Here is a 23350-nt window from a genome sequence, read left to right on the forward strand (position 1 = left end):
GTTTCACGAAGTTTACCGTTGTGGCCTTCAGATATTGTTAGGAATCAGGAGATTGAACTGTCAGCATCTTGCGGATACCCATTTTTTCCATACGATATTCGAGCGTCGTTGGCCTCAGATTCAATAGCTCTGCGGCGCCACCGGCACCACGGATGCGCCCCTTGGTCTGATTCAGAATGGATAGGATGTATTCCCGTTCGGTTACCCGCTGCATCTTTTTCATTTCGGACAAATCCTTTGGTGAGCCAAGCGCTGCCTGTTCGTAGACTTTGCCATGTTCAGGCTGGTTAAGCGCGGCATTGCGCGAAAACAAACGCTTTTGAAGGGGCCTGCCCAATGCCAGCGGCGCTTGTCCGTTGTTTAGAATGACAGCCTGTTCAATGACATTTTCCAATTCACGGATATTTCCGGGCCAGGTGTAGTTGTTTAACTCGGGAAGGACCATGTCGCCGAACCCCAGAAATGGTTTTCCCTGTTTTCGGGTTAGCTTTCGGGCAAAGAAATGAGCGAGGAGCCCAATATCCTCCTTGCGCTCACGCAGCGGAGGCAAGGTAAGCGGAAATGTTGCCAGCCTGAAAAAAAGATCCATACGGAAACGGCCTTCGGCTACTTCCACTTCCAGGTCCCGGTTCGTTGCAGCTATCACGCGTACGTCTGTTTTTATCGACGTTTTCCCTCCAATACGCTCGATTTCCTTCTCTTGCAGGACACGCAGTAATTTCGCCTGCAGTTCCAGCGGCAACTCGCCGATCTCATCCAGGAATATGGTCCCCCCGTGAGCCAGCTCGAATTTGCCGATCCGCTTTTCTATCGCTCCCGTGAAAGCGCCTTTCTCATGGCCGAATAACTCTGATTCGATCAGACTGGCGGGGAGTGTTGCACAGTTAATCTTGACCAGGATCTTCCCCTTGCGGGACGATTGGTTATGGATAGCCCTGGCAATCAGTTCTTTTCCTGTGCCGCTCTCGCCCATCACCAGTACCGTCGTATCGGTCGGGGCCACCTGGGTAACCAGTTTAAACACATGCAACAGACTTTCGCTTTTCCCTATGATCTCATCAAAATTAGCGAAGGTCTTTACCTCCTCCTGCAAATAGGAATTTTCCTGTTGCAGCTTTTCGCTGAGGCGGGCTACTTCTTCGTAGGCCATTACCCGCTCAAGGGTTAACAGCAGGGGTTGTTCAAGCCGCTCCAGCAGAGCCTGGTGCGAGGCCATGTAGGTTTCAGGATTTCGGCTTAAAAAATAAATGGTGAACCGCTCACCATTTCGGAGGCTGAAAGGCATTGTCAGCGCCGATTGCAACCGGAACGTTTTGGCCAGCAGCTGCACTGATGGGTCTGTCAGGAACAAAGTACCCATCTCTTTTTCGGAGTAACGTCCGGGCCCTTTTGGAAGGTGCTTCTCCGGCGAAAGCAATGGTGGAGTGCTCTTCGAATTTGTCATTTGCTGAATATCCTGGACGCTCAGCACTTGGTATTCCTCAAATCCTACCCTGTAAAAATTGAAATCCTGTGTTGCAAGCGAACGTTGGTGTCTGACGGTTAAAAAATCGAAAGGAATATGTTTTTGCAACAGTTGGGCGGTTGTCAGCAGCCTGCTCTCCCAGGTTCCCTGGTCCGACAGGGCGTCGGTAAGTGCAATCTGCAGCGCTTTTTCTTCCCGCAACTTCACTTCGACGCTGTGCGAATGCCGGTATCGGCCGATTTCCAGCGCTGTGAGGATATCTTTTTCACGGAAAGGTTTGACGATATAACCGCTTGGCCGCGTAGCTTTGACCGCTTCGAGTACACTCTGACTATCATTAGCGGAAATATAGATAAACGGAATGTCGATTTCTTCCAGTTGTTTGGCCAGGTCGATACCCGTTTCATTTCCCTTGAGATAGATATCCAGTAAAACCATATCGGGACGTTGCTGCCCGATCAGGGCCAGTGCCCTGGCCACTGAATTTGCAGCTCCCAGCACGGTATAGCCAGCATTACTTAGTATAATTTCAAGATTGTTGGCAATGATATATTCGTCTTCCACTATTAGGATCTTATAGGAAGAAGAATTGATTGAAGGGCTGGATGTTGACTGCATTGTTTAAAATGGCTAGAGTTTTCGAGGTAACGACTGATTTCATTTTTAAAAAGAACTGTACCTTTTTTCTCACTTATTGGTACCAGCTGACTGACAGGTTGGTAAAGCGATCGGAACCTGTCGGTAAGGGGCTAATTTACTGTGTGTTACATTTTTTGTTAAGTGCACCTATTATAAATATATCATGTTTTCTCTGTAATTCTGACGTATCATATGAGCTTTCCGCAGGGTAGTCGGCCCGATCATACAGGCCGACGACTACGGACGATGGCAATAACTCCAGTTTTTTGGATATCTCCAGATAACGCCCCGCCGGCGTCGTTTACGGTATGATTTGATTGCGAAGAATATCATTCGTCCAATATTTTGGATTTCCTCCTCGATTTGGATTAATACGATTCGTTTGTGAGCGCCATTTTATCTGGGGAAGGGCATTTAGGAGCAAAAACAGCCTTTTTTTACGATTGAGCTGACTTGGCACGTGCTTTGATTCTTCCGTAGTAATCCCAGCTTATTCTACCGTAAATTAAGCTATGCATATGAAAGCACCTACAAAATCCAAACCATTCGTCGTCAACTATGCCGAAGTGGAGCCGGCAAAGGTGCCGGTCATCGATTTTCGAGAGGGTTTACAACGCATTATGTTGACGTATAGAAGAATGCGTTCGGTTGTCTATTCATTCACCTTAAAATTTCGGCGACATGCATATTTTCTCACATATGATCGATGCGGATCTGAAAAACGAAGATCGCAATCCATCGGATGATCGCGTTCCGAAAATCGTCGGACATGACCATCAGGCGAATACGAATGAAGGAAGCGAGTTTCTCGACGATGCGATCAGGCTGGCTGATCAACCCTTTTACGCGCCTGACAATACCTGATCTCTTTCCGGGGAAGCTATCAGGTGGAGGCCGTCTGTCCACGGAGACCGCTCAATCAATAATCTATTCAATCAATTTAATCAAAACAAAGATGAACGAATTCCTGTTGACAATCCATCGGGACCTTACAAGCAAAGATGCCAATCCATCTCCGGAAGAAATGAAATCGGCCGCGAAACCTTATCAGGACTGGATAGCCGGCATTGCAGCCCAGAACAAGTTGGTTGATACACCCAAGCGCTGGGATTTGGACGGCCGTTTTGTAAAACAGGGTAACGTGGTCAAAAACGGACCTTATGCGGAGGTCAAAGAATCCATAGGCGGTCTGTTTCTGATCAGGGCAAACGATTACGACGAGGCGGTCGAGATCGCCAAAGGGTGTCCGATCATCCAATATGGCGCTACTGTGGAAGTACGCATGGCGATGCTGCCCGCGCGATAAGGTGCCGGACTGCCTTCAACAATTCTGTGAAGGCAGTCCGAATTGTAGTGGTACGGGGCGTTTGATGGAGCCCGGACAGTTGATCGGGCCTGTATCAAACATGCTTTATTGACAAAGACCTGAACATAAAGTTTCGGGACTCACACGATACCCATTGATCAATTTGGAGCTGTAACGTTTTTGAAAAGCAGATAATTAGGCTGGCGAAAGCAAGTTTGGACACCATATGACTCTTTATTAGAATTTGCTATTTAACAGGCTTTACAAGGTATAAAGGGGGAATATGCGTCTTTGCTGATCAGACCAATTATACTTTTATCTGCTATTTCATGAACAGATATCGCTATGTCGCTACCTTACTGTTGATGTTTGCTTGCGGTTTTAAAGTAAAAGCATCATTTCTTTTTCCCCGTCTTTCCAGGGCTTTTGCTGACAGTGCGGTTCTCGCAATTCCGCAGAGCAGGGCCGATACAAATCGTGTGATTCTGCTGTTGAAGCTTTCCACTTTTTACATTTATAAACCTGGTGAGGACAAAGCCGATATGGATAGTGCAAGCACTCATCTTGTTTCCGCATTGGCTCTGAGTAACCGGTTGAACTATAAAAAAGGACAAATAATGACCCTGATGACCTGGGGGATTTTATTTTCGGAGACCGGCGAGCATGCACGTGGCGTGAGGATTACCCAAAAGGCGATCGCTTTAAGTGCAGCCGGAAAGGAAACGCTGCTTTCCGGCATAGCCTGGTTTTATTTGGGAGAAACCTACACGCAAAGCAAAGAAGGGCTGATCGATAAAATCAGGTGCTATCAGCAGGCAATGGCTTTCTTTGAAAAAGCCGGTGATAAGGAGTCGCAAATCGATATGCTGGGCCGGATCGCCAACGTACATTATGTGCAGGGAAATTACACACAGTCACTTCGTGAGTTTGTGGATGTCCTGGCGCTGTTCCGCTCCATAAACGGTCCCTTGCATTTGACCTACAATATGTTGACCGAAGTAAATAACTGCCTGGGTAATTACCAGGAATCGATAAAATATGGACATGCTGCTATTGAAAGTGCGAAAGCGGCCAGGGACACGACGGCCCTGGGTTTTTTTTATTCAAAACTGGCCACCGCTTATTATGATCTGAACCAATGGGAGCCGGGGATACGATATCTTGAAAAAGCGCTGGCTTATTTTGCCCGTCAGAATGAAACGATGATGGTGCTTAGTACAGGGAATGGGATTTGCAGAGGTATGGTGAACCTGGGCCGGGCCAGGGAAGGGCTGGTGTTTTATCATGACCTTGTTAAAAAGAATCCCCCGAAGAACATATTTTCTAGGCTAACGGTGGCCAAAACCTATGGACATTGTTACATGGGCTTAAAAGATTACCGGTCTGCCGAAAAGAGCTATCTGGTTATCATTTCGTTGCTGAAAAAAGTGAAGAACGAAGAGATCGACTTTGTGGACCTTTACCGGGACATAGGTAATTACTATTTGACCATGAAGGAATATAATAAGTCGAGGTACTATCTGGGTGAGGCGCTGACGATCAATCACAGAAATGGCACGGTGCGGCTTGTGTCCCAGCTCCATGCAATGCTCTTTAAAGTAGACTCGGCGCAAGGGAATTATCTGAGCGCTATAAGGCATCAGCAGCAATTCAAATTGTTGAGCGATTCGATTTTTAATGAGGCCAAAAGCAGCAAGATCGCGACTTTGCAGATCCAGTATGACAGTAAGGAAAAAGAACAGAAACTAGCGCTGCTCAACAGGCAAAACGTAATCCAGCAGGCCAGCATCCGCCAAAAAGAGCTGGAAAGAAATGTTACGATAGGAGGGGCGTTTATGCTTCTTTTACTTTCCGGGCTCATTTATAACCAATACCGCATCAAACAGCGAAGCAACGAACGGCTTACCCAGCAGCAAATCGATATCAGTCAAAAAAACAGCGCTCTCCTCAGCCTGGTTGAAGAAAAGGAATGGCTTTTGAAAGAGGTGCATCACCGCGTAAAAAACAATCTTCAGACTGTGATGGGGTTGCTCGAAATGCAGCTTGCCCATCCCGGCCAGAGCGTGGTCACGGTGATCAGAAACAGCCAGAGGCGTGTTTTCGCGATGTCATTGATCCATCAGAAACTTTATCAGTCGGATGATGTAAGGATTGTTAAAATGAACCTGTATCTGAAAGAGCTGGTGGAATATCTTCAGGATAGCTTGGTTGCGGATAAATCGATCCGTTTCGAATTGAATCTCGAAACGGTCGAGCTGAAAGTTGCTAAGGCTATTCCTTTGGCACTTATTTTAAACGAGGCCATTACCAATGCATTGAAATATGCATTCCCCGATCAAAATGAGGGACGAATTGTTATTTCCATGAAAAGACAAGCGGATGGTCAAATTTATTTATCCATATCCGACAATGGTATTGGACTGCCCGAAGATTTGGATCGACGGAATATAAACTCTCTGGGGATGAAGTTGATGGCTGGGTTGAGCGATGACATCGACGCCGATCTTACGATTGAAAGCAAACAAGGCACCACTGTTCGCCTGGTTTTGAGGCCGGAGAAACCCGACGCCTGAGCGCTACGAAATATCCCGGACAAATCCCTGGATGACAGCAACGAATACCTTGGAAGGTCCGTGCGTATAGGTCCGATGTCGGCGGGCTGCAGTGAACCTGCGCCTGGTTATCCGGCAGGTTCAGCTTTTACTGGCGGAAGAGGCTTTCGCTTCATGGTTTTATACTCCGACGGCAGCATGTTGAATTTGGCTTTGAAAGATTTTGTGAAATAATTGGGTGTGGCAAAACCAGCCGTGTAGGATATCTGCGAGACGTTCATGTCACTTTTTTCAAGCAGCAGGGCCGCTTTTTCCAGCTTGATCGAGCGTATAAACTCGATCGGCGTTTGTCCGCTTATTTCCAGCACCCGGGTATACAGTGTTCCCCGGCTCATTCCGACGTGCTTGGCCAGCTTCTCGACGCTGAGCTGCGTCGAGTTCAGGTTGTCGTCGATGTAGGAGAGAATATCCCTGAGCAGCCTGACATCACTGGATTCAACCTCCGCGTGGCCTCCGGAGACCTGGATTTGCCTGGAATACACATTCTTGAGAAGCCGGTTCAGGAGCAGCAGGTTGTTGATTTTGACATGCAGTATTTCAAAGTTAAAGGGTTTGGTAAGGTAATCGTTTGCACCAGAATTAAGTCCTTTAAGCTGTTGCTCCTCGCCGCTCGATGCCGTGAGGAGTATGATCGGAATGTGGCTGGTCCTTTTATCCGATTTGATCTTTTGGCTGAGGTTGATCCCGTCCATTTCCGGCATCGCAATATCGCTCACGATCAGGTCCGGATGATGGCTCAACACTTTTTGCCAGCCTTCCTTGCCGTTGCAGGCTTCCAGTACGCGATAGTGCGCGTCCAGGTTTTCTTTGAGATAATGCCTGAACTCCGCATTGTCTTCAACGATCAGGACCTTAGATGTTTCATCCTGATCTGCCTGAACCGTTTTTTCTGCCGGAGTGATGGCGATTTGCGGCTGGACGAAATCGGCAAATGGAGCGGGGGGAGTAATTTCGACGGGGTTGAAAGCCATTGCTTTGCAGGGCAGCCCGACTGTAAAAACGCTTCCCTTGCCCGGGGCACTACTCACGGTAATAAAGCCACCATGCATCTGCACAAATTCCCTGACGATCGACAAGCCGATTCCGCTGCCCTGGTTGAGGATCGTCGTGTCGGCTTCATCCTGAAAGAAACGATCGAAGATCTTGTCATGATGTTCCGGGGAAATTCCGATGCCTGTATCGGAGACGTTGATATAAAGCTGGTTTTCCTGCGAATGGTCAGTGCCATAGCTCAGTCGAAGTGCCACTTCGCCGCCCTCGGGCGTGAACTTGAAGGCGTTGGAAAGCAGGTTGAAAAGGATCCGTTCCATTTTGTCGGCATCGAAATCGATCAGCAAATGTTCAATGGCACTGTCGAAAATAAAACGGATACGCTTTCGCTGCGACAGGTCGCTGAACAAATCGCAGGCCTCGCGGATGAAGGGGACGATGTCGTTCTTTTGCAAATCTGCCTTCAATTCCTGATCCTGTAAGTTTCTGAAATCCAGGAGCTGGTCTACGAGGTTGAGCAGTCGTTTGGCATTGCGCCGGATGGACATGATCTGCGGCTGATGTGATGACTCATGGCTGAGCAGGTTCTCAACGGGTGCGAGGATGAGGGAAATAGGTGTACGGAATTCGTGACTGAGGTTGGTGAGGAACTTGATTTTCAGCCTGTCGAGTTCTTGCGCCCGCTCGTTTTCCCTGCGGGCCTGCTCTTCCCTGAATTTCCGGTTCAATCTGCGGATACCACGTCGGCGCATCAGAAATACGACCATAATGGGCGCCAGCACATAGAAAATGTAGGCGTAGGTTGTGAGATAGAAAGGTGGTTTTACAATGACCGCGATCGATGCGGGCATGGAGCCCCAGTCAGCATCGTCACTGCTGGCCTGCACCTCGAAACGGTATTCCCCTGGGCTGAGGTTGGTGTAGCTGGCCGTCGTAGCCGGTCCGGCCTGTTGCCACTCATTTTGCAGCCCTACAAGCCGGTAACGGTAAGTAGTCTGTTTCGGATTGGTGTAGTTCAGGGCCGCATATCCCAGTGAGAAATTCTGCTTGTAATCCAGCCGGATCGATTTGGCAATGGTAATGTCGGCGTCGATCATGTTGGAATCGGCGGAAGTGATCGTCCGGTTTCCTACTTTCAGGTCTTTCAGGATAACCGGCGTCCGGCTCAGGTTCTTTTTCAGGCTCCGGGTGTCAAAATAATTGAAACCGGCAATGCCGCCGAAAAAGAGCATGTCGTCGGACGTACGCAGGCCCGCACCCAATGCGAAAGTGTTGTTTTGCAGTCCGTTATATGCGGTATAGTTGGTGAATTTCTTTTTATGTACATCGAAAAAGCTGATACCGTCGTTAGTGCTCACCCAAATGCGTCCCTGCGCATCTTCCAATACCTTATTGATCATTCCGCTCGAAAGCCCTTCCTTCATTCCATAAGTCGTGAATGCCTGCTTTTCCGGGTTGAACAATGCGAGGCCCTCACCGCCGGTACCCGCCCAGATGTTACCGTGGCTGTCTTCGAGCAGGGAGAGCACATTGTTGCTCGGCAAGGCGGCATTTTCTTTGTCCAGCAGGACGGATACGCGTTTTTCGGAATCGAAAACAGCGATTCCTGTGCCGTGGGAGGCGATCCAGAATTTCCCATGCCGGTCTTCTATAATGTCGCGGATATATGCGTTCAGGGGTATAATGCGCTTGCGAAGGGTGGTGCCGGGACTGAATAGTCTTTCAAATTGTCGGGTATCGGGGTGAAAAATGTTAACACCTCCTCCGTTTGTGCCGATCCACAGCCTTCCCTTTTTGTCTTGGTGAAGGGCAAAAATGTTGTTGTTGCCCAGCGAAGTGGGTTCCCGGCTCTGCGTGAATTGCTCGTACCGGCCCGTCGAGGGATCAAGCCGGAAAAGCCCGTCCTGAAAAGTCCCGATCCACAGCGCATCGGGGGCGGCGAAGGCCAGCGACAGGACTGCCAGGCCCGACGAAGCTGCCTTGTTGTTCGGATTAATGGGGAATTTGCTGAAAAGGTTAGTCTTGCGGTGGTAGAGGTTTACCCCGCCGTCGTCGGTTCCGACGAAAATATCGCCGTTGGTGTGTTCGGCAAAAGATGTTACAAATGGCGCATTGAGGCCGTATGGATCGTAAGGATCGCATCGTTTCAGGCCGAATAACGTCAGGTTCCGGTCATATTTGTTGATACCTCCTTTGTAGGTTCCGAGCCAGCAGATGCCTGCCGGGTCGATCAGTATGCTGCGTATAGACTTGTTCGTTATGCTGAACTGCGTCCGCGGGTCGGGCGCATGGCGGGCAATCCGGCCTGTGCGGGTATCCATGATGTTCAGTCCCCCGTCGGTACAAACCCACAGTTCGCCACGGCGTTGTGCTCCGATCGCGAAAATCATATTGCTGCTGATCGACTGAATGTTTTGGCGCTCATAGTGGAAACTCTGTATCAGCTTTCCTTCTGCCGAAAGCATATGCAGGCCATTCTGCGTACCGATCCAGATCCGCCCCGTACTGTCTTCGGCAATCGCCGTTATGAAACTGCTGCCCTCCTTACCAGCTTCTCCACCCAGGTAATCGACGGGCACAAAACGGTTTTGATCGTTTAAAAACCTGAAAAGGCCATCACTGGTACCGATCCACATTCGCCCATTGTGATCACGGAATACCCTATGTATGTGTTTTTCAGCTACCTGTGCAGGTATGCGGTGGCTGGGAGCGAATTTAGTGGCAACCTGTGTTTCGGGATCCATGATAATGAGGCCCTGCGTTGTGCCAATCCACATTTTCCCCTTTTCATTTTCACAGATCGAATTGATACTATGGTGGGTTTTGATCCTCCAAAATGAATCCTTCCTGCGGTCGTATACATGCAGCGAGCCGATGATGGTGCCCACCCATATGCGACCGGCGCGGTCTTCACAGAGCGCGGAGATGTCGTTCGACTTCAGGGAGGTGGAGTCATTTTTATGATGCCGGTATACAGTGAAACCCGTACCATCGAATTTATTGAGACCGTCGTCGGTGGCGAACCAGAGCAGGCCGTAGCGATCTTTCAGAATCGCCGTGACCGTGTTGGACGATAGCCCGTCCATGGACGTGATCGCCGTAAACCTGGGCGGCTCGCCTTGGGCGTCAACCATCCTGCCTGCGCTGGTCAGTACCACCAGCAGGCAGATCTTTAATAGGAGAAGCGTTGGGGGCTGTTTCAAGGCTGACCTGGGGATGGCGATGGTGTTTTTTTATAAGACGACAGAAATGCACTTCATTCCGTTAAGAGGATCTGTTTAGTACAACTTTGTCTCCGAATCCGTCTTTTTTGGCGAGATTTTAAACATTTGTGTCCATAATTTGAACAAATGTGCTCACGGCCGACCTGTGGGCTGTACTACTTTTGTCAACAATTATTTAAATATAATCTCCGGAAAGTTATGCTGATTTTGCCGGCGGCCATATTCGGGAGCCGGGTTTGCCCCGATACTCCTGCGATTTCTTTTTAGCGCGTTCATTGATGTGTTAATATAAATTATTGGAATCATTATGTTCTAAAAATATAATGTCAAAATGACAAATAAAAATTTTCAACAAAAACCCTGCAAGCCTATGTGCTACTTTTTACTGAATAAGAGAAACCGGCTGAATGCACTGCGGGCCATTGGATTGCCGGTGGTGTTGGCCATCGTGGCGAGCCCGGTCAGTTTAGTCCGCGGCTCGGGCATCGAGCGGAGCCGACACGAGACGGGACATTTCCGGGCGGCGGAAGTCGAAATTGCCGGGAGGGTCACCGGTGAGGGGGGCGACGGACTACCCGGCACCAGTATTCTGGTGAAATCTACCACACGCGGTACGATTGCCGATGCCAACGGTAATTTCAAGATCAATGTTCAGGATGACGAGAATGTCGTGCTGGTGTTTTCGCTCGTCGGTTATGTTTCCAAAGAGGTGGTCGTAGGCAATCAGAAAATGATCAACGTGTCGCTGGTTCCGGATCATAAGGTGCTGGAAGAAGTGGTGGTAGTCGGCTACGGAACGCAGCGCAAACGGGACGTAACCGGCTCGGTGGTTTCAGTGAGTGAATCGACATTGAAGGAAGTTCCTGCGCCAAATCTGATCAGCCAGTTGAAAGGCCGGGCGGCGGGCGTGTCCATTGTCAGCAACGGAAGCACGCCCGGTTCGCAGGGACAGATCAGGATCCGCGGTAACAGGACGCTTACCACCAGTTCGGGATCCAGCGACGGGCTGGATGGTCCGCTGGTGGTGGTCGACGGGATTCCTTTCGGTGGCCTGAACGACATCAACCCCGACGATATCGTCAGTCTGGAAGTGTTGAAAGACGCTTCGGCAACTGCCATTTACGGTTCACGGGGGGCCGGCGGAGTAATCCTGGTGACGACCAAAAGAGGAAAAGTAGGAAAGCCGGTATTCAGCTATGATGGTTACCACGGCGAAACCCGGATCATGGGCAAATTCAATGTCATGAATGGCCCGGAATATGCGCAGTTCAAAGCGGACGCGGCCAAATACAACCGGACGAGCCCTGGTACCTCGGGCTATTTGCTCACGCCGAAAGAACAGGAGGCGCTTGACAACGGCGTATCCACCGACTGGCAGGACCTGATTTATAAGCCCGGCTTTATGTCCAATCACCAGCTGGGCATGCAGGGCGGGGTCGAGAACACGCAGTACTCGCTGGGTTTGGGCTATTTCAATGAAACCGGCATTGTTCCTAACCAGAACTTCCAGCGGTTCAATCTCCGCGCGACGGTAGACCAGCGAATTGGGAAAAATATAAGGGTGGGGCTGAATACACTCAATACCCTGACCTACCAGAATACACCGGGCGGAGGCGGGGTACCGGGCGGGCTGGTGCGTCTGACACCACTCGCATCACCTTACAGCGCCGACGGCAGCGTGAATACGTTCCCCTCTGAAGGCTCCATTGACGCAGCCGGGGTGAGCCCGCTGACGATGCTGACCAAAAAAGACTCGTTTCTCGGTCGCACACGCTCGATGAGGACATTCAACAGCCTGTACGCAGAAGTGAACATATTGCCAGGGTTGAAATACCGTTTCAATGCAGGTTTGAATTTCAGCCAGTCCAATTACAACGGTTACAATGGCCCGCTGACCTATTTCAACTCCGCCACCGTGCAGTCTTCGTCCACGGCTGAGATCAGCAATACCGAATATTGGGACGTAAACCTGCAGCATCTGCTTTATTACGACAAAACGTTCGCGGACAAACATAAACTGGGTTTTACCGCACTTTATGAATATACTAAAAACCATTCGCTGGGCAGCCGCTTCACGGTAACCGGTGTGCCTGCGGATTATATCAAAACTTCGAATTTCTCGCTGGCATCGGGCCAGCCTGTCGCGAATTCGGATTTTGGCAATTCTTTTTCGGAAACCGGGCTGCTTTCGTACATGGGTAGGCTTAATTATAGCTATGCCGACCGCTATTTGTTGACATTGACCCTGCGCAGGGATGGTTCTTCAACGCTGTCTCCGGGCAACCAGTATTTCAATTATCCGGCCGTCGGCCTTGGCTGGAATGTGGTCGAGGAAGGTTTTATGAAGGCGATCGGCTTTGTTTCCAATCTGAAACTGCGTGGCGGCTGGGGAATATCCGGCAACCGGAACGTGGGCGCCTATTCGACACTGGGTGCGTTATCGGCCGGGTACTACAACTTCGGAACAGGTACCGCAGGACAGCAGCTGGCCTACACGGTTACGAGCCTTCCGGCCAGCAACCTGAGCTGGCAGTCGACCTCGCAGGTGGATGTGGGTATCGACTTTGGTTTCCTCAACAACCGCATTACCGGTTCGATAGACTGGTACCATCAGAAAACGAAAGACATATTGCTGTCCGTACCGCTCCCGCCGAGCAATGGCGCGGGTTCTACCCTGAAAAACCTCGGGAAGACCGAAGGTAAGGGATTGGAAGTAGCCGCCACTTTTGAAATTGTGAGAAAACCGAAAGGCTTCAACTGGAGCATAGACGCAACCTACTTCTTCAACCGCGAGAAAATCACCCAGCTGACCACACCGCAGGAAAAGGCCAACCTGGGTGCGGGATGGTTTGTAGGACAGCCGCTTTCGGTGATTTATGATTACAAAAAACTGGGAATATGGCAGCTCAGCGATGCGGAGAACGGGACCTTGGCCAGGCAGACTTCTCCTGTACAATTTCCAGGACAAATCCGGGTCGAGGACCTGAATGGCGACGGAAAGATTGACGCAAGCGACCGGCAGATCCTGGGTAACTTCCAGCCCAAATGGGAAGGCGGGCTCACCAGCCGTTTTAGTTTCAGGAATTTCGATGCCTCGATCGTCACCTATGCACGCATGGGCATGAAGGTACTTGTGCCTTACCTGACGGGCAACAGCACAGGATCGGGCGGCTTTGCATTCTTCAACCAAAGCCGCGTCAACCAGGTAAAGGTCGACTATTGGACGGACACCAATCCGACCAACGCGTTCCCGGCTCCCGACGCCAGCAGCGCGGTGGCCAACTTCGGATCGACGCTGGGCTATTATGACGGCTCGTTCATCAAATGCCGGAGCATTAACCTGGGGTACACATTCGCGAGCGACATCATTAAGAAGATCGGTGCGACTTCGGCCAGGATCTATGTCAACCTGACCAATCCATTCATCATTTATTCCCCTTTAGTGAAAGACGATCTGGCTGTCGACCCGGAAGGAAACAGCTATGCCAGCGGGCAGTCCACGCTCAACCCGCAAGGGGCCAGCGAACGTGGTGCGCCGGAGCGTCAGATCTCGGTAAACCTGAATAGTCCGCCAGTACGGCAATTCACTGTAGGCGTAAACCTTAAATTTTAATCCGACCATGAAATCCATAAAAATTCTGATCACCGCGGGCCTGATCGTTTCATTAAGCGCAGGTTGTGAAAAAGTGCTCGAAGAGCATCCGCAATCCCAGATCGTACCCTCATATTTTAACAGCCCGTCGGGTGTGCTCGGAGGCATTGCAGGGGTTTACAACGACATCCGCAGCCAATGGGGGACCGAAGGGTTCACCGTCGAAATGCAGGCGGGGACCGACGAGTTCATTCAGGGGCTCAGCGCTGGTACACCGATTCCTTATACTTACAACGGTTTGAATGGCAGTAACTTCGGCTCGGCCTGGGGTGTTGCGTTTCAGGATATCAATACCCTGAACGGCGTGCTTCAATACGGCCAGACGATCGAGCTGCCGGAGGCAACCCGGAAGCAATACCTCGCCCAGGCTAAATTTCTCAGGGCGTTCTGGTATTTTTATCTGGTTCAAACGTGGGGCGATGTGCCGCTTCATACCGAATTCATCACGGTACCTTCTCAGGCGGCGTCACGCCAACCAGCTGCTGCGGTTTATGAGCTGATCATCAAAGATCTCACGGAAGCGGCGGCAGACCTGCCCAACCAGCCTACCGCGCCTTTCCTGGGCAAGGCGGCTACGAAGCCTGTTGCTCAGTTCCTGCTGGCGAAAGCTTACCTGACCCGTGGCTGGCTGAACAATACCGCGACTGATTTTAGCAAGGCAGCAACTTTATGTGATGAGATTATTGCGAACAAATCAGCTTACGGACTTGATCTCTGGCAGGATTACGGGGACGCATTCGTGCCTGCGAATGATTACGGCAAGGAAACGATGTTCGTCAGCGATCATGTGCTGGATCCGAAATACGGCTATTACAGCGTAGGAGGGGCTGCAGGCGGTGGTGCGGCACAAAACCTGAGCCCCTGGTTTACCAACTGGAACTACCCCAACAACAGCGGTATCAATTCCATTAAAAATGCAGCGGGAGCATTTGTCAACAGCGGTACTTCCGGGATGATACGCGATTCTTATTATGGCCGTCCTTACATTCGCATGCGTCCGAATTCCGACAAATTGGCTACGGGTCCGCATGCCGGCAAGAACTATTTTCTCGACCAGGCATTCACAAACCGGAATGTCGATTCGCGTTTCGCCAGTTCGTTTTACACTGTTTACATTTCGAACACTGCGATTACCAATGCCGCCAACGCTACCAACAATGCCCGCGGGATCGGCTATACCACGGTTCCGGGCGCAGACACCGCCGTGTGGCTGCCCGACTATGAAGTTCCGGGAGCGCCGCAGTTTATCGGCACGAGGCCCTTTAAAGGCATTGTGGTGCCGCCAAGCCTTTGGAACAACGGGATTTTTCCTGCTTTAAAAAAATTTATGGACCCGAGCCGCGGTGCCAACTTCAACGACCCGTCCACACGGCCCTGCGTTCTGTACCGTTTTTCGGATGTTTACATGACGGGTGCAGAGGCGTATTTCAAGGCTGGTGATGCAACGAAAGCCGCAAACCTGATTAATGTGGTGCGGCAACGGGCGGCATTCCGGAAAAGCAATACTACGGCGCAGAATGCCGCTGCTGCGACGGCGATGACCATTGCCGCCGCCGACGTGACCCTGGATTTCATCCTCGATGAGCGCAGCCGGGAGTTTTTTGGGGAATGGCAGCGCTGGCACGACCTGGTGCGGACGCGTTCGCTGGTGCGGCGCGTGAAGGAATGGAACCAGGAAGCGGCCCCTTATGTGAAGGATTTCAATATGCTCAGGCCAATTCCTCAGTCGCAGATCGATAGAGTCGTGGAAGGACCTGCTTTTCCACAAAATACCGGATATTGAATCATATTAATCAAACCCATTTATGAACCGCAGTCTTTTTCCGGTCGGATTGATGACCCTGGTGGCGATAAGTGGCATAGGCCTTGAAACAGGTCTATGTCAGCAAGCCAAAGTGAAACCATTGATCAGCGACCTGTATACCGCCGATCCTTCCGCCCATGTTTTCGAGAGTAAAATTTATGTTTATCCCTCACACGACATCGAAGCCAATGTACCGCAGGACGATGAAGGGGGGCATTTCAATATGCGTGACTACCACGTATATTCGATGGACCGGATAGGAGGGAAAGTGACGGACCATGGCGTGGCGCTGGATCTGAAAGATATTCCCTGGGCCGGCCGGCAGCTGTGGGCACCCGACGCGGCTTTCAGGAACGGCACGTACTATCTCTATTTTCCCGTGAAAGACAAGGACGACATTTTCCGGATCGGGGTAGCCACATCCAAATCCCCGGTGGGTCCTTTCAAGGCGGAGCCCACGGCAATCCCCGGGAGTTACAGCATCGATCCGGCCGTTTTTACCGATACCGACGGGCAGAGTTATATGTATTTCGGGGGGATCTGGGGCGGACAGCTGCAACGCTGGCATTCGGGAAGTTATGACAAAACGCTTTCCACCGATTTGGGTAAAGGGCATGACCAGGAACCCGCATTGAGCGCTAAGGTGGCGAAAATGAGCGGGGATATGCTGACTTTCGGGGAAACACCGCGTGATGTACAGCTATTGGATCAGCAAGGTAAGCCGCTGCTCGCAGGGGATCATGACCGCCGGTTTTTCGAAGGGGCCTGGATGCACAAGTACAATGGCAAATACTACTTTTCGTATTCCACCGGTGACACGCATTACCTCTGCTATGCCGAAAGCGATTCGCCATACGGGCCATTTACCTACAAGGGTGTGCTCATGAAACCGGTGCAGGGTTGGACCACCCACCATTCCATTGTCGAGTTCAGAGGAAAATGGTACATCTTTTATCATGACACCGAAATTTCAGGAAAAACCCACTTGCGTAACGTGAAAGTGCAGGAACTTGTGAGGGGTAAGGACGGGGCGATGCAAACGATCGAGCCCTGAACCGGAAATATAAGCGGTAATGCTGGTAAATGCGTGCAGCTACGCGCTTTTTACAAAATCCAGACTGGTGTCCATACCGGCAACCTCATTCAAATTTTCAATCAAACAGGTTATGCAAATCGAAAGACGGGATTTTTTATCAACACTTACACTGGCGGGCGCTGCTACATTGTTTTCCGGAAACCCGCTGCTTGCTGCAACCGGTCCGAAGAAAGACAAGCTGGGTATTGCGCTGGTTGGCCTGGGCTATTACAGCACCGACCTACTGGCCCCGGCACTTCAAATGACCGAAAAATGCTACCTCGCGGGTATCGTCACCGGTACGCCTTCCAAAGCCGAGACCTGGAAAGCCAAATACAACATCCCGGATAAGAACATTTATAACTATCAGAATTTCGACCAGATTGCCAAAAACCCGGATATCGACATCGTATATGTGGTGTTGCCACCTTCAATGCATCGCGAATATGTAGTCAGGGCCGCCAAAGCCGGCAAGCATGTGTTCTGCGAGAAGCCGATGGCACCCTCGGTGGCCGACTGCGAGGCGATGATCGCCGCCTGCAAAAGCAACAAGGTGAAGCTGGCTATCGGCTATCGCTGCCAGCACGATCCGAACATCCAGGCTTACATGAAAGTGGCCAAGGAGCAAAAATTCGGGAAAGTGAAAATGGTCACAAGCGCTGCGGGCTATTTCGACGCCCGGACCGACCACTGGAAGCAGAAAAAGGCGCTGGGCGGTGGTGTTATGGGCGACATGGGGGTGTACGCATTACAGGGTGCCCGCCTGGCGACAGGCGAGGAGCCGGTCAGCGTATACGCGCAGGCTTCGACCACCCGGCCGGAGATATACAAGGAAGTGGAAGAAACGATGATGTTTATGCTCGACTTTCCGAGCGGCGCGAAGGCTTCCTGCCAGACGAGCTTCGGCATCAATATGAATTATCTTCAGGTGAACTATGAAAAAGGCTGGCTGAAACTGGAACCGCATTCGGGCTATAACGGGAACAAAGGCAGCATGTCGGATGGGACCATTATTAACTTCCCCATCAAAAGCCAGCAGGCGAAGCAAATGGATGAAGATTGCCAGGCTATTATGAACAATACCGAGCTCATTGCTCCGGGAGAGGAGGGATTGCGTGATATCCGTGTGGTGGAAGCCATTTACAAGTCTGTTGCTTCGGGTAAAAGCGTGAAAATTTAAACTGTATCGGGCTGGCCGTAACAAGGCCGGCCCGATGGCGGCAATCCTCACCGCTGAAAAAGGCGACACCGATGTGATGCCGAACGGAAATAGGAGCGACACCCAATAATGTCACTTATCATTCGCCAGATAAGCTTCCAATATATCCAGCCTCATCCTATTGAGTTCGACTGCATCCGTATTGGAAAGTAAAATAAGTGTGACGTCCCGGTCCATCAGGTGGACCCAGTTTGACTCATGTCCATAGCCGCCGCCCTGTCTTTCCGCAAAGATGGTCTCGTAGCCCCCTATTTTCTTCGGATACACCCAAAAACCAAAAGCTGTATCAGCCAGGTGTTTATAAGGAGTGAGCATCAGTTCGACCGTTTCCTTTTTCAGCAGTGTATGATTGAATATGGCCTGGTCAAAAACGAGCAGGTCAGCCGGTGTGGCGTACATCGCGCCGGCTGAAAAGTGGTTGTCCATGTAATGATTGGTGGGCATGATCAACGAATCGGAGCCGGTCCCAATGCTTCGGTAACCCTCATCCAGATTTTGCACAATATCTTCGTGTCGGAGATAGTTGGTATTATGCATTTTCAAAGGAGTGAGGATATTGTCTCTCAAAACCTCGTCGAACGGTTTTTTACAGATTTTTTCGATGATTCTTCCCAAAATGATGTAGTCCCCGTTATTGTAATTGAATTTTGTCCCGGGGACATCTATTAACCTTTCGGAGCAATACCTGGCGATAAAAGTGTCCACAGGCCAGAGATTTTGATCATAAGCTTCTGCGATAAATTTGCTTTGCATTTCCCGGATGTCCCTGCCGCTGCTATAAGTCAGCAAGTTCCTGATCGTGGCTTTACGTCCGGCCTCACCCTTATATTCGGGATAGTAAGCGGAAATCGTCGAGTCAAGGCTGATTTTGCCCTGTTCGTAAAGCTGCATGATTAAAACGGCGGTAAATGCCTTGGTGACCGAAAAAATCTGGAATCTGGTTTCGGGGGAAAACGGAATGCCATAGTGCCGGTTCGCAATGCCGGTGTACTTCAGATACTCGATTTTGCCCTTCCTGGCAATCAACACAGCTCCGTTAAAATTCCTGTTCTGCACATAAGAACTAACCACCTGATCGACACTTTTGTGTTGCGCCGTGGCGAGCGCGGAAATCAGGACGAACAAAACAGGGATGAGGTGTTTCATGCTGGAAATTGATCGGGTTGAGGAGTAGCCTGCCGGTAACTGTTCCGTTTTTTGGTAAAAAAAGCAATAATTGTAGCATGTACAATTATTATTAAATTCTAATATTTACAAAAGTGTTCATAAAACAAGTTGAGATGCGGCGATATAGCTCAGGCTCGCGCCTCCCGGGGAGCGTTGGATAAACTTTTTGTTCATCAATCTATGTCACTAACTTAACGGGACAATTCGTCAATGGCACCTTTCCAATCTACTGCAAACGCACATGATCAGCAATTACTTTAAAATAGCGCGGCGCAATCTTGCCAGGAACAAGGCCTACTCTGCAATCAACATCGGTGGCCTTGCGGCCGGGATGGCGGTCGCTATGTTGATCGGGCTGTGGATTTATGATGAATTGTCTTTTAACAAATACCACAAAAATTACCGGGAAATTGCGCAGGTAATGCAGCAGCAAACCCTCGACGGAAAAGTAAACACGGGCAGCAACGTCCCGGCTCCGTTGGTTAAAGAATTACAAACCAGTTTTGGAACAGATTTTGAGCGGGTCGTGATTGCCTCGTGGCTGCAAAGGCATGTGCTGGCTTATGGCGAGACCAGTTTTACCAAACCGGGGAACTTCATGTCTGTGGGCGCAGCTGAATTGCTGTCCTTGAAAATAAAAAGCGGAAGCGCTTCAGGGTTAAAAGATCCGGCAACGATCCTGCTGTCCGAATCCGTGGCAAAAGCATTTTTTAAGAATGCCGATCCGGTCGATAAGATGATGAAAATCAATAATGACCTGGATGTTAAGGTGGTCGGAGTTTATGAAGATATTCCTTACAACTCGGAATTTCATCAACTGGGATTCATAGCGCCATTTGATTTATTTGCCTCATCTACCCCATGGGTGAAGGATGCGGTAGAAAACAATGAGTGGGAAAGCAGTTCATTCCAAATCCTGGTCCAGCTATCAAAGAATAGCGACGTAAAGGCAGTTTCCAGCAAAATAAGGGACATCAAACTTAGAAAGGCCGGTGAAAGTGAGTTGAAATTCAAGCCGCAAATACTGCTGCATCCGATGAGCCGCTGGCACCTGTATTCTGAATGGAGTAATGGCTTGAATGTGGCCGGGCGCATTCAGTTTGTATGGCTTTTTGGCGTCATCGGTGTGTTTGTATTGTTGTTGGCGTGTATCAATTTTATGAACCTGAGCACCGCACGTTCGGAGAAGCGGGCCAGGGAGGTAGGGATCCGGAAGGCGATCGGTTCGGTGAGGTCGCAATTGGCAGGCCAGTTTTTCACTGAATCCTTCCTTGTCGTATCCTTTGCTTTTTTCCTTTCATTACTACTGGCCTGGCTGATCCTGCCATTTTTCAACGAAATTGCGGACAAGCAAATGCGCATTCCGGTAAACGAACCGGGTTTTTTGCTGAGCGGCATCGTGTTCACGCTCCTGACCGGACTTGTTGCAGGCAGCTACCCGGCACTCTACCTATCTTCATTTCAGCCCATCCAAGCACTTAAAGGTAAATGGGCTCCTCCGGGACTCCGGGCGACGTTACCGCGGAAAATCCTGGTGGTAGTACAATTCACTGTTTCCGTCACATTGATCATTGGTACAGTTGTGGTTTACAAACAGATCCTTCATGCCAAAAATCGCCCGATCGGGTACGACAGGCGGGGCCTGGTGACGATGCTGGTAAACACTCAGGACATTCATAAGCATTTCGATGCTGCTATGGATGACCTTTTGAAAGCCGGAAGCGTGACATCCATGGCTGAATCGGCTGGTCCGCCTACCGAGGTTTTTTCGGCCAACGTCGGTTTCAACTGGAAAGGGAAGGATCCGGGGCTGCATTCCGAATTTGCTACAATCGGTGTTTCACATGATTTCGGAAGAACGGTTGGTTGGGAGTTTATCGCAGGGCGTGATTTTTCCAGGACTTTTTCCTCTGATTCCGCCGGATTTGTGATCAATGAAGCGGCGGCGAAGTTCATGGGTATCGGGAACCGCGATTTGAATGATGCGATCGGGGAAACGGTGACCTGGGACGGGCGGGTATTCAAGGTCATTGGTGTGATCAAAGACATGATCATGGAATCACCGTACGACCCGGTCAGGAAATCCATCTTTTTCATTCATCATCGCGGTGGCAGATTTATTACAGCCAGGCTCAATCCAACCGCTGGTCCAAGTGCAGCATTGAAAAATATTGAAGCCGTTTTCAAGAAGTATAGTCCCGGTTCACCATTCAATTTCCAATTTGTGGATGAGGAATATGCTTTAAAGTTTGCTGCGGAAGAAAGGATCAGCAAGCTGGCAGCTGTGTTTGCAGGTTTGGCAATTTTTATCAGCTGTCTGGGTCTTTTTGGAATGGCTTCATTCATTGCGGAACAACGGACGAAGGAAATAGGTATCCGCAAAGTGTTGGGTGCATCGGTCGCCAACCTGTGGCAGCTGCTGTCGGGCGATTTTTTAATGCTGGTGGTCGTATCCTGCTTTTTAGCTACGATCATCGCGGGGGTTTCTATGGAGTCCTGGTTGGAAAAATATACGTACCATACTCAAATTTCCTGGTGGATTTTTGCGGCAGCCAGCCTCGGTACACTCGCGATCACGCTCCTCACTGTAAGCTATCAGGCCATCCATGCAGCAATGCTCGATCCTGTGAAAAGCTTGCGCAGCGAGTAGGGTGTTTTCATTTGAAATGCAAAGCCTAATCTTTCCTGACGAAATCGGGAAGCCAGGGTTATGAGGTGTGGATCGGGATGAAGAGGAATCCTGACTTCTGGTTGAAGACACGCGCCCGGTAGCGGACAGCGACATTCATCTGTATTCCCATAACCTATAAGACAGAAGCGAATGGGGAGGCAAGGTCGGTGTACTTTCTCCTGGGTGTGGCAATACTTGTGCTCCTCAGTGCCTTTGTCAACTACGTGAATCTGACAACGTCCAAGGCGCTCGATCGGGCGCGGGAAATCGGTGTCAGAAAAGCAGTCGGCTCTACCCAGGGGCAGATCAGAACACAGATCCTGGTGGAAACAGTCCTGGTCAACATGCTGGCGGGAGGAGTGGCTGTGGGACTGGTCGTGGTTTTGAGGCCGGTATTGGTGGACACTGCGGGCTTGCCAGAAGGATTTTCGGTGCTCGGAGGCGCGTTTTTCTGGAATAGTACCGCAGCTTTCCTGGTGTTGATATCCATTGGCGGCAAAACGATAGCCACCGCACTCCTGAATCCGGTTAAATCATTAAGAAGTGAATAACCGGTTTTTGTTTGGCACATTCCGCGGCCTTAAACCCAGGAATCCATTGTTGTGGAAATGAACCCCTTTGCCAGGTAGGTGCTACTGACTATCCGAATCTCCGATGAGATCCGTGGCCATTAAGGGGCCCGATTTGCGCGGTTTTCCTGAAAGAAATCAATCGCTATTCTGCTCAGAATAAGTCCTTTTTCATCAGGCATCTCGTGATCCGTGTTCGGATAAATACATAGCTGACCATTTTTAAGCGATCTGAAAATCTCGATGCTGTGTTCCAACTTGATCATGTCACGGTCCCCGCGGACCACCAGGACAGGAATATCGATTCCGGACAGTTTATCGTCCGGAACCTTGATTTCCCTTGCCCACATTTTTTGAGTGTCCTCCCAGAATTTAACCCATTTATCTGGTTGGGGATTCATGCTCTGGTAATGTTTCAGCCAATCTCCGTCTTCTCTTACCGCTTCCACGGTGTATTCCTTCAGCAGGTCGCGGCCTTCTTGTGTCAGTCCACTGGATTTTGTATTGGAAGCTCCGCTTACTACCTTCTTTATCTTGTCAGGTCTGTTTGCGGCAAGCAGGAGTGCGGTATTTCCTCCCATGCTCCATCCCAAGACGTATGCACTATCCAGTTGAAGTGAATCGATTAATACCGAACAATATTCCGCCAGCAAATCGCCGCTCAGACTGTCGGCTTGTTCGGATCGTCCGTGCCCGGGAGCGTCGGGTGCTATTACCCTGAAATGTTCGGACAGTTGCGGAATGATGCCGCCCAGGTTCTCTATGGACCCCAGGCCCTGATGTAAAAGCAACAGCGGAGCGCCGCTGCCGTATTCCTCGTAGTAGATCCTCGTTCCGTGTATGGTCAGATATTTTCCGCCATTGGAACCGTACATGACGGGCTTTTCCGGCTTTTTGGGATCACTGCAGGAAGCCAGGAGCCAACAGAACGTCAGGTAACAAAGAAGTCGCTGCATC

The 23350-nt window shown here is 50.3% G+C and carries 13 protein-coding genes; 9 read left to right on the plus strand and 4 right to left on the minus strand.

All coding sequences use genetic code 11. The features are described 5' to 3' along the window. Nucleotides 1-37 precede the first annotated feature (37 nt). Nucleotides 38-2083 carry a sigma 54-interacting transcriptional regulator gene (locus BP71_RS00585; protein ID WP_496375496.1) on the minus strand — a complete coding sequence of 682 codons (2046 nt, stop codon included), beginning with the start codon at nucleotides 2081-2083 and terminating at the stop codon, nucleotides 38-40. Between the two features lie 702 nt (nucleotides 2084-2785). Between BP71_RS00585 and BP71_RS00590 the strand changes: the two genes are divergently transcribed. The 3 genes from BP71_RS00590 to BP71_RS00600 all read left to right on the plus strand — a co-directional run bounded on the left by BP71_RS00590 (nucleotide 2786) and on the right by BP71_RS00600 (nucleotide 5983). Further along, nucleotides 2786-2968 (plus strand): hypothetical protein, encoded by a 183-nt coding sequence (locus BP71_RS00590; RefSeq protein WP_496375498.1) that lies wholly within the window; start codon nucleotides 2786-2788, stop codon nucleotides 2966-2968. 91 nt (nucleotides 2969-3059) lie between these two features. Continuing rightward, nucleotides 3060-3410 (plus strand): YciI family protein, encoded by a 351-nt coding sequence (locus tag BP71_RS00595; RefSeq protein WP_496375500.1) that lies wholly within the window; start codon nucleotides 3060-3062, stop codon nucleotides 3408-3410. A gap of 329 nt (nucleotides 3411-3739) precedes the next feature. Beyond that, nucleotides 3740-5983, plus strand: coding sequence for a histidine kinase dimerization/phosphoacceptor domain -containing protein (locus BP71_RS00600; RefSeq protein ID WP_496375502.1), 2244 nt, complete (start codon nucleotides 3740-3742; stop codon nucleotides 5981-5983). Between the two features lie 107 nt (nucleotides 5984-6090). Here BP71_RS00600 and BP71_RS00605 read toward each other — a convergent pair whose 3' ends face one another. Beyond that, nucleotides 6091-10215 carry a hybrid sensor histidine kinase/response regulator transcription factor gene (locus BP71_RS00605; protein WP_496375504.1) on the minus strand — a complete coding sequence of 1375 codons (4125 nt, stop codon included), beginning with the start codon at nucleotides 10213-10215 and terminating at the stop codon, nucleotides 6091-6093. Nucleotides 10216-10606: 391 nt separating this feature from the next. On the opposite strand from BP71_RS00605, the gene BP71_RS00610 reads away from it, so the two are divergent. The 4 genes from BP71_RS00610 (at nucleotide 10607) to BP71_RS00625 (ending at nucleotide 17947) form a co-directional block, all read left to right on the plus strand. After that, complete coding sequence (locus BP71_RS00610; protein ID WP_496375506.1) at nucleotides 10607-13849, plus strand: SusC/RagA family TonB-linked outer membrane protein; 3243 nt, start codon at nucleotides 10607-10609, stop codon at nucleotides 13847-13849. Between the two features lie 7 nt (nucleotides 13850-13856). Next, nucleotides 13857-15671, plus strand: coding sequence for a RagB/SusD family nutrient uptake outer membrane protein (locus BP71_RS00615; RefSeq protein ID WP_496375508.1), 1815 nt, complete (start codon nucleotides 13857-13859; stop codon nucleotides 15669-15671). Between the two features lie 52 nt (nucleotides 15672-15723). Further along, nucleotides 15724-16746: a glycoside hydrolase family 43 protein gene (locus BP71_RS00620; RefSeq protein ID WP_496377739.1), complete on the plus strand. Its 1023-nt coding sequence runs from the start codon at nucleotides 15724-15726 to the stop codon at nucleotides 16744-16746. 112 nt (nucleotides 16747-16858) lie between these two features. Then, nucleotides 16859-17947: a Gfo/Idh/MocA family protein gene (locus BP71_RS00625; protein WP_496375510.1), complete on the plus strand. Its 1089-nt coding sequence runs from the start codon at nucleotides 16859-16861 to the stop codon at nucleotides 17945-17947. A gap of 111 nt (nucleotides 17948-18058) precedes the next feature. On the opposite strand, the gene BP71_RS00630 is transcribed toward BP71_RS00625, so the two are convergent. Next, nucleotides 18059-19132, minus strand: a complete 1074-nt coding sequence (locus BP71_RS00630) for a serine hydrolase domain-containing protein (RefSeq protein WP_496375512.1) — start codon at nucleotides 19130-19132, stop codon at nucleotides 18059-18061. A gap of 262 nt (nucleotides 19133-19394) precedes the next feature. Here BP71_RS00630 and BP71_RS00635 point away from each other — a divergent pair, with 262 nt between their 5' ends. Next, on the plus strand, nucleotides 19395-21803 hold the full coding sequence (locus BP71_RS00635) for an ABC transporter permease (protein ID WP_496375514.1): 2409 nt from the start codon (nucleotides 19395-19397) through the stop codon (nucleotides 21801-21803). A gap of 188 nt (nucleotides 21804-21991) precedes the next feature. Beyond that, the gene (locus BP71_RS00640) at nucleotides 21992-22375 is read left to right on the plus strand and encodes an ABC transporter permease (protein ID WP_496375516.1); all 384 of its coding nucleotides are present in this window, start codon (nucleotides 21992-21994) and stop codon (nucleotides 22373-22375) included. Between the two features lie 119 nt (nucleotides 22376-22494). On the opposite strand, the gene BP71_RS00645 is transcribed toward BP71_RS00640, so the two are convergent. Further along, the gene (locus BP71_RS00645; RefSeq protein WP_496375518.1) at nucleotides 22495-23349 is read right to left on the minus strand and encodes an alpha/beta fold hydrolase; all 855 of its coding nucleotides are present in this window, start codon (nucleotides 23347-23349) and stop codon (nucleotides 22495-22497) included. Nucleotide 23350: the final 1 nt, after the last annotated feature.

This window comes from Dyadobacter ginsengisoli DSM 21015 (assembly GCF_059568735.1).

What these genes read in the sequence shown, in the direction of transcription:
- BP71_RS00625 (WP_496375510.1), top strand. Translation starts at nt 16,859, where the DNA reads ATGCAAATCGAAAGACGGGATTTTTTATCAACACTTACACTGGCGGGC.
- BP71_RS00630 (WP_496375512.1), bottom strand. Translation starts at nt 19,132, where the DNA reads ATGAAACACCTCATCCCTGTTTTGTTCGTCCTGATTTCCGCGCTCGCC.
- BP71_RS00610 (WP_496375506.1), top strand. Translation starts at nt 10,607, where the DNA reads ATGTGCTACTTTTTACTGAATAAGAGAAACCGGCTGAATGCACTGCGG.
- BP71_RS00635 (WP_496375514.1), top strand. Translation starts at nt 19,395, where the DNA reads ATGATCAGCAATTACTTTAAAATAGCGCGGCGCAATCTTGCCAGGAAC.
- BP71_RS00600 (WP_496375502.1), top strand. Translation starts at nt 3,740, where the DNA reads ATGAACAGATATCGCTATGTCGCTACCTTACTGTTGATGTTTGCTTGC.
- BP71_RS00595 (WP_496375500.1), top strand. Translation starts at nt 3,060, where the DNA reads ATGAACGAATTCCTGTTGACAATCCATCGGGACCTTACAAGCAAAGAT.
- BP71_RS00645 (WP_496375518.1), bottom strand. Translation starts at nt 23,349, where the DNA reads ATGCAGCGACTTCTTTGTTACCTGACGTTCTGTTGGCTCCTGGCTTCC.
- BP71_RS00585 (WP_496375496.1), bottom strand. Translation starts at nt 2,083, where the DNA reads ATGCAGTCAACATCCAGCCCTTCAATCAATTCTTCTTCCTATAAGATC.
- BP71_RS00590 (WP_496375498.1), top strand. Translation starts at nt 2,786, where the DNA reads ATGCATATTTTCTCACATATGATCGATGCGGATCTGAAAAACGAAGAT.
- BP71_RS00620 (WP_496377739.1), top strand. Translation starts at nt 15,724, where the DNA reads ATGACCCTGGTGGCGATAAGTGGCATAGGCCTTGAAACAGGTCTATGT.
- BP71_RS00615 (WP_496375508.1), top strand. Translation starts at nt 13,857, where the DNA reads ATGAAATCCATAAAAATTCTGATCACCGCGGGCCTGATCGTTTCATTA.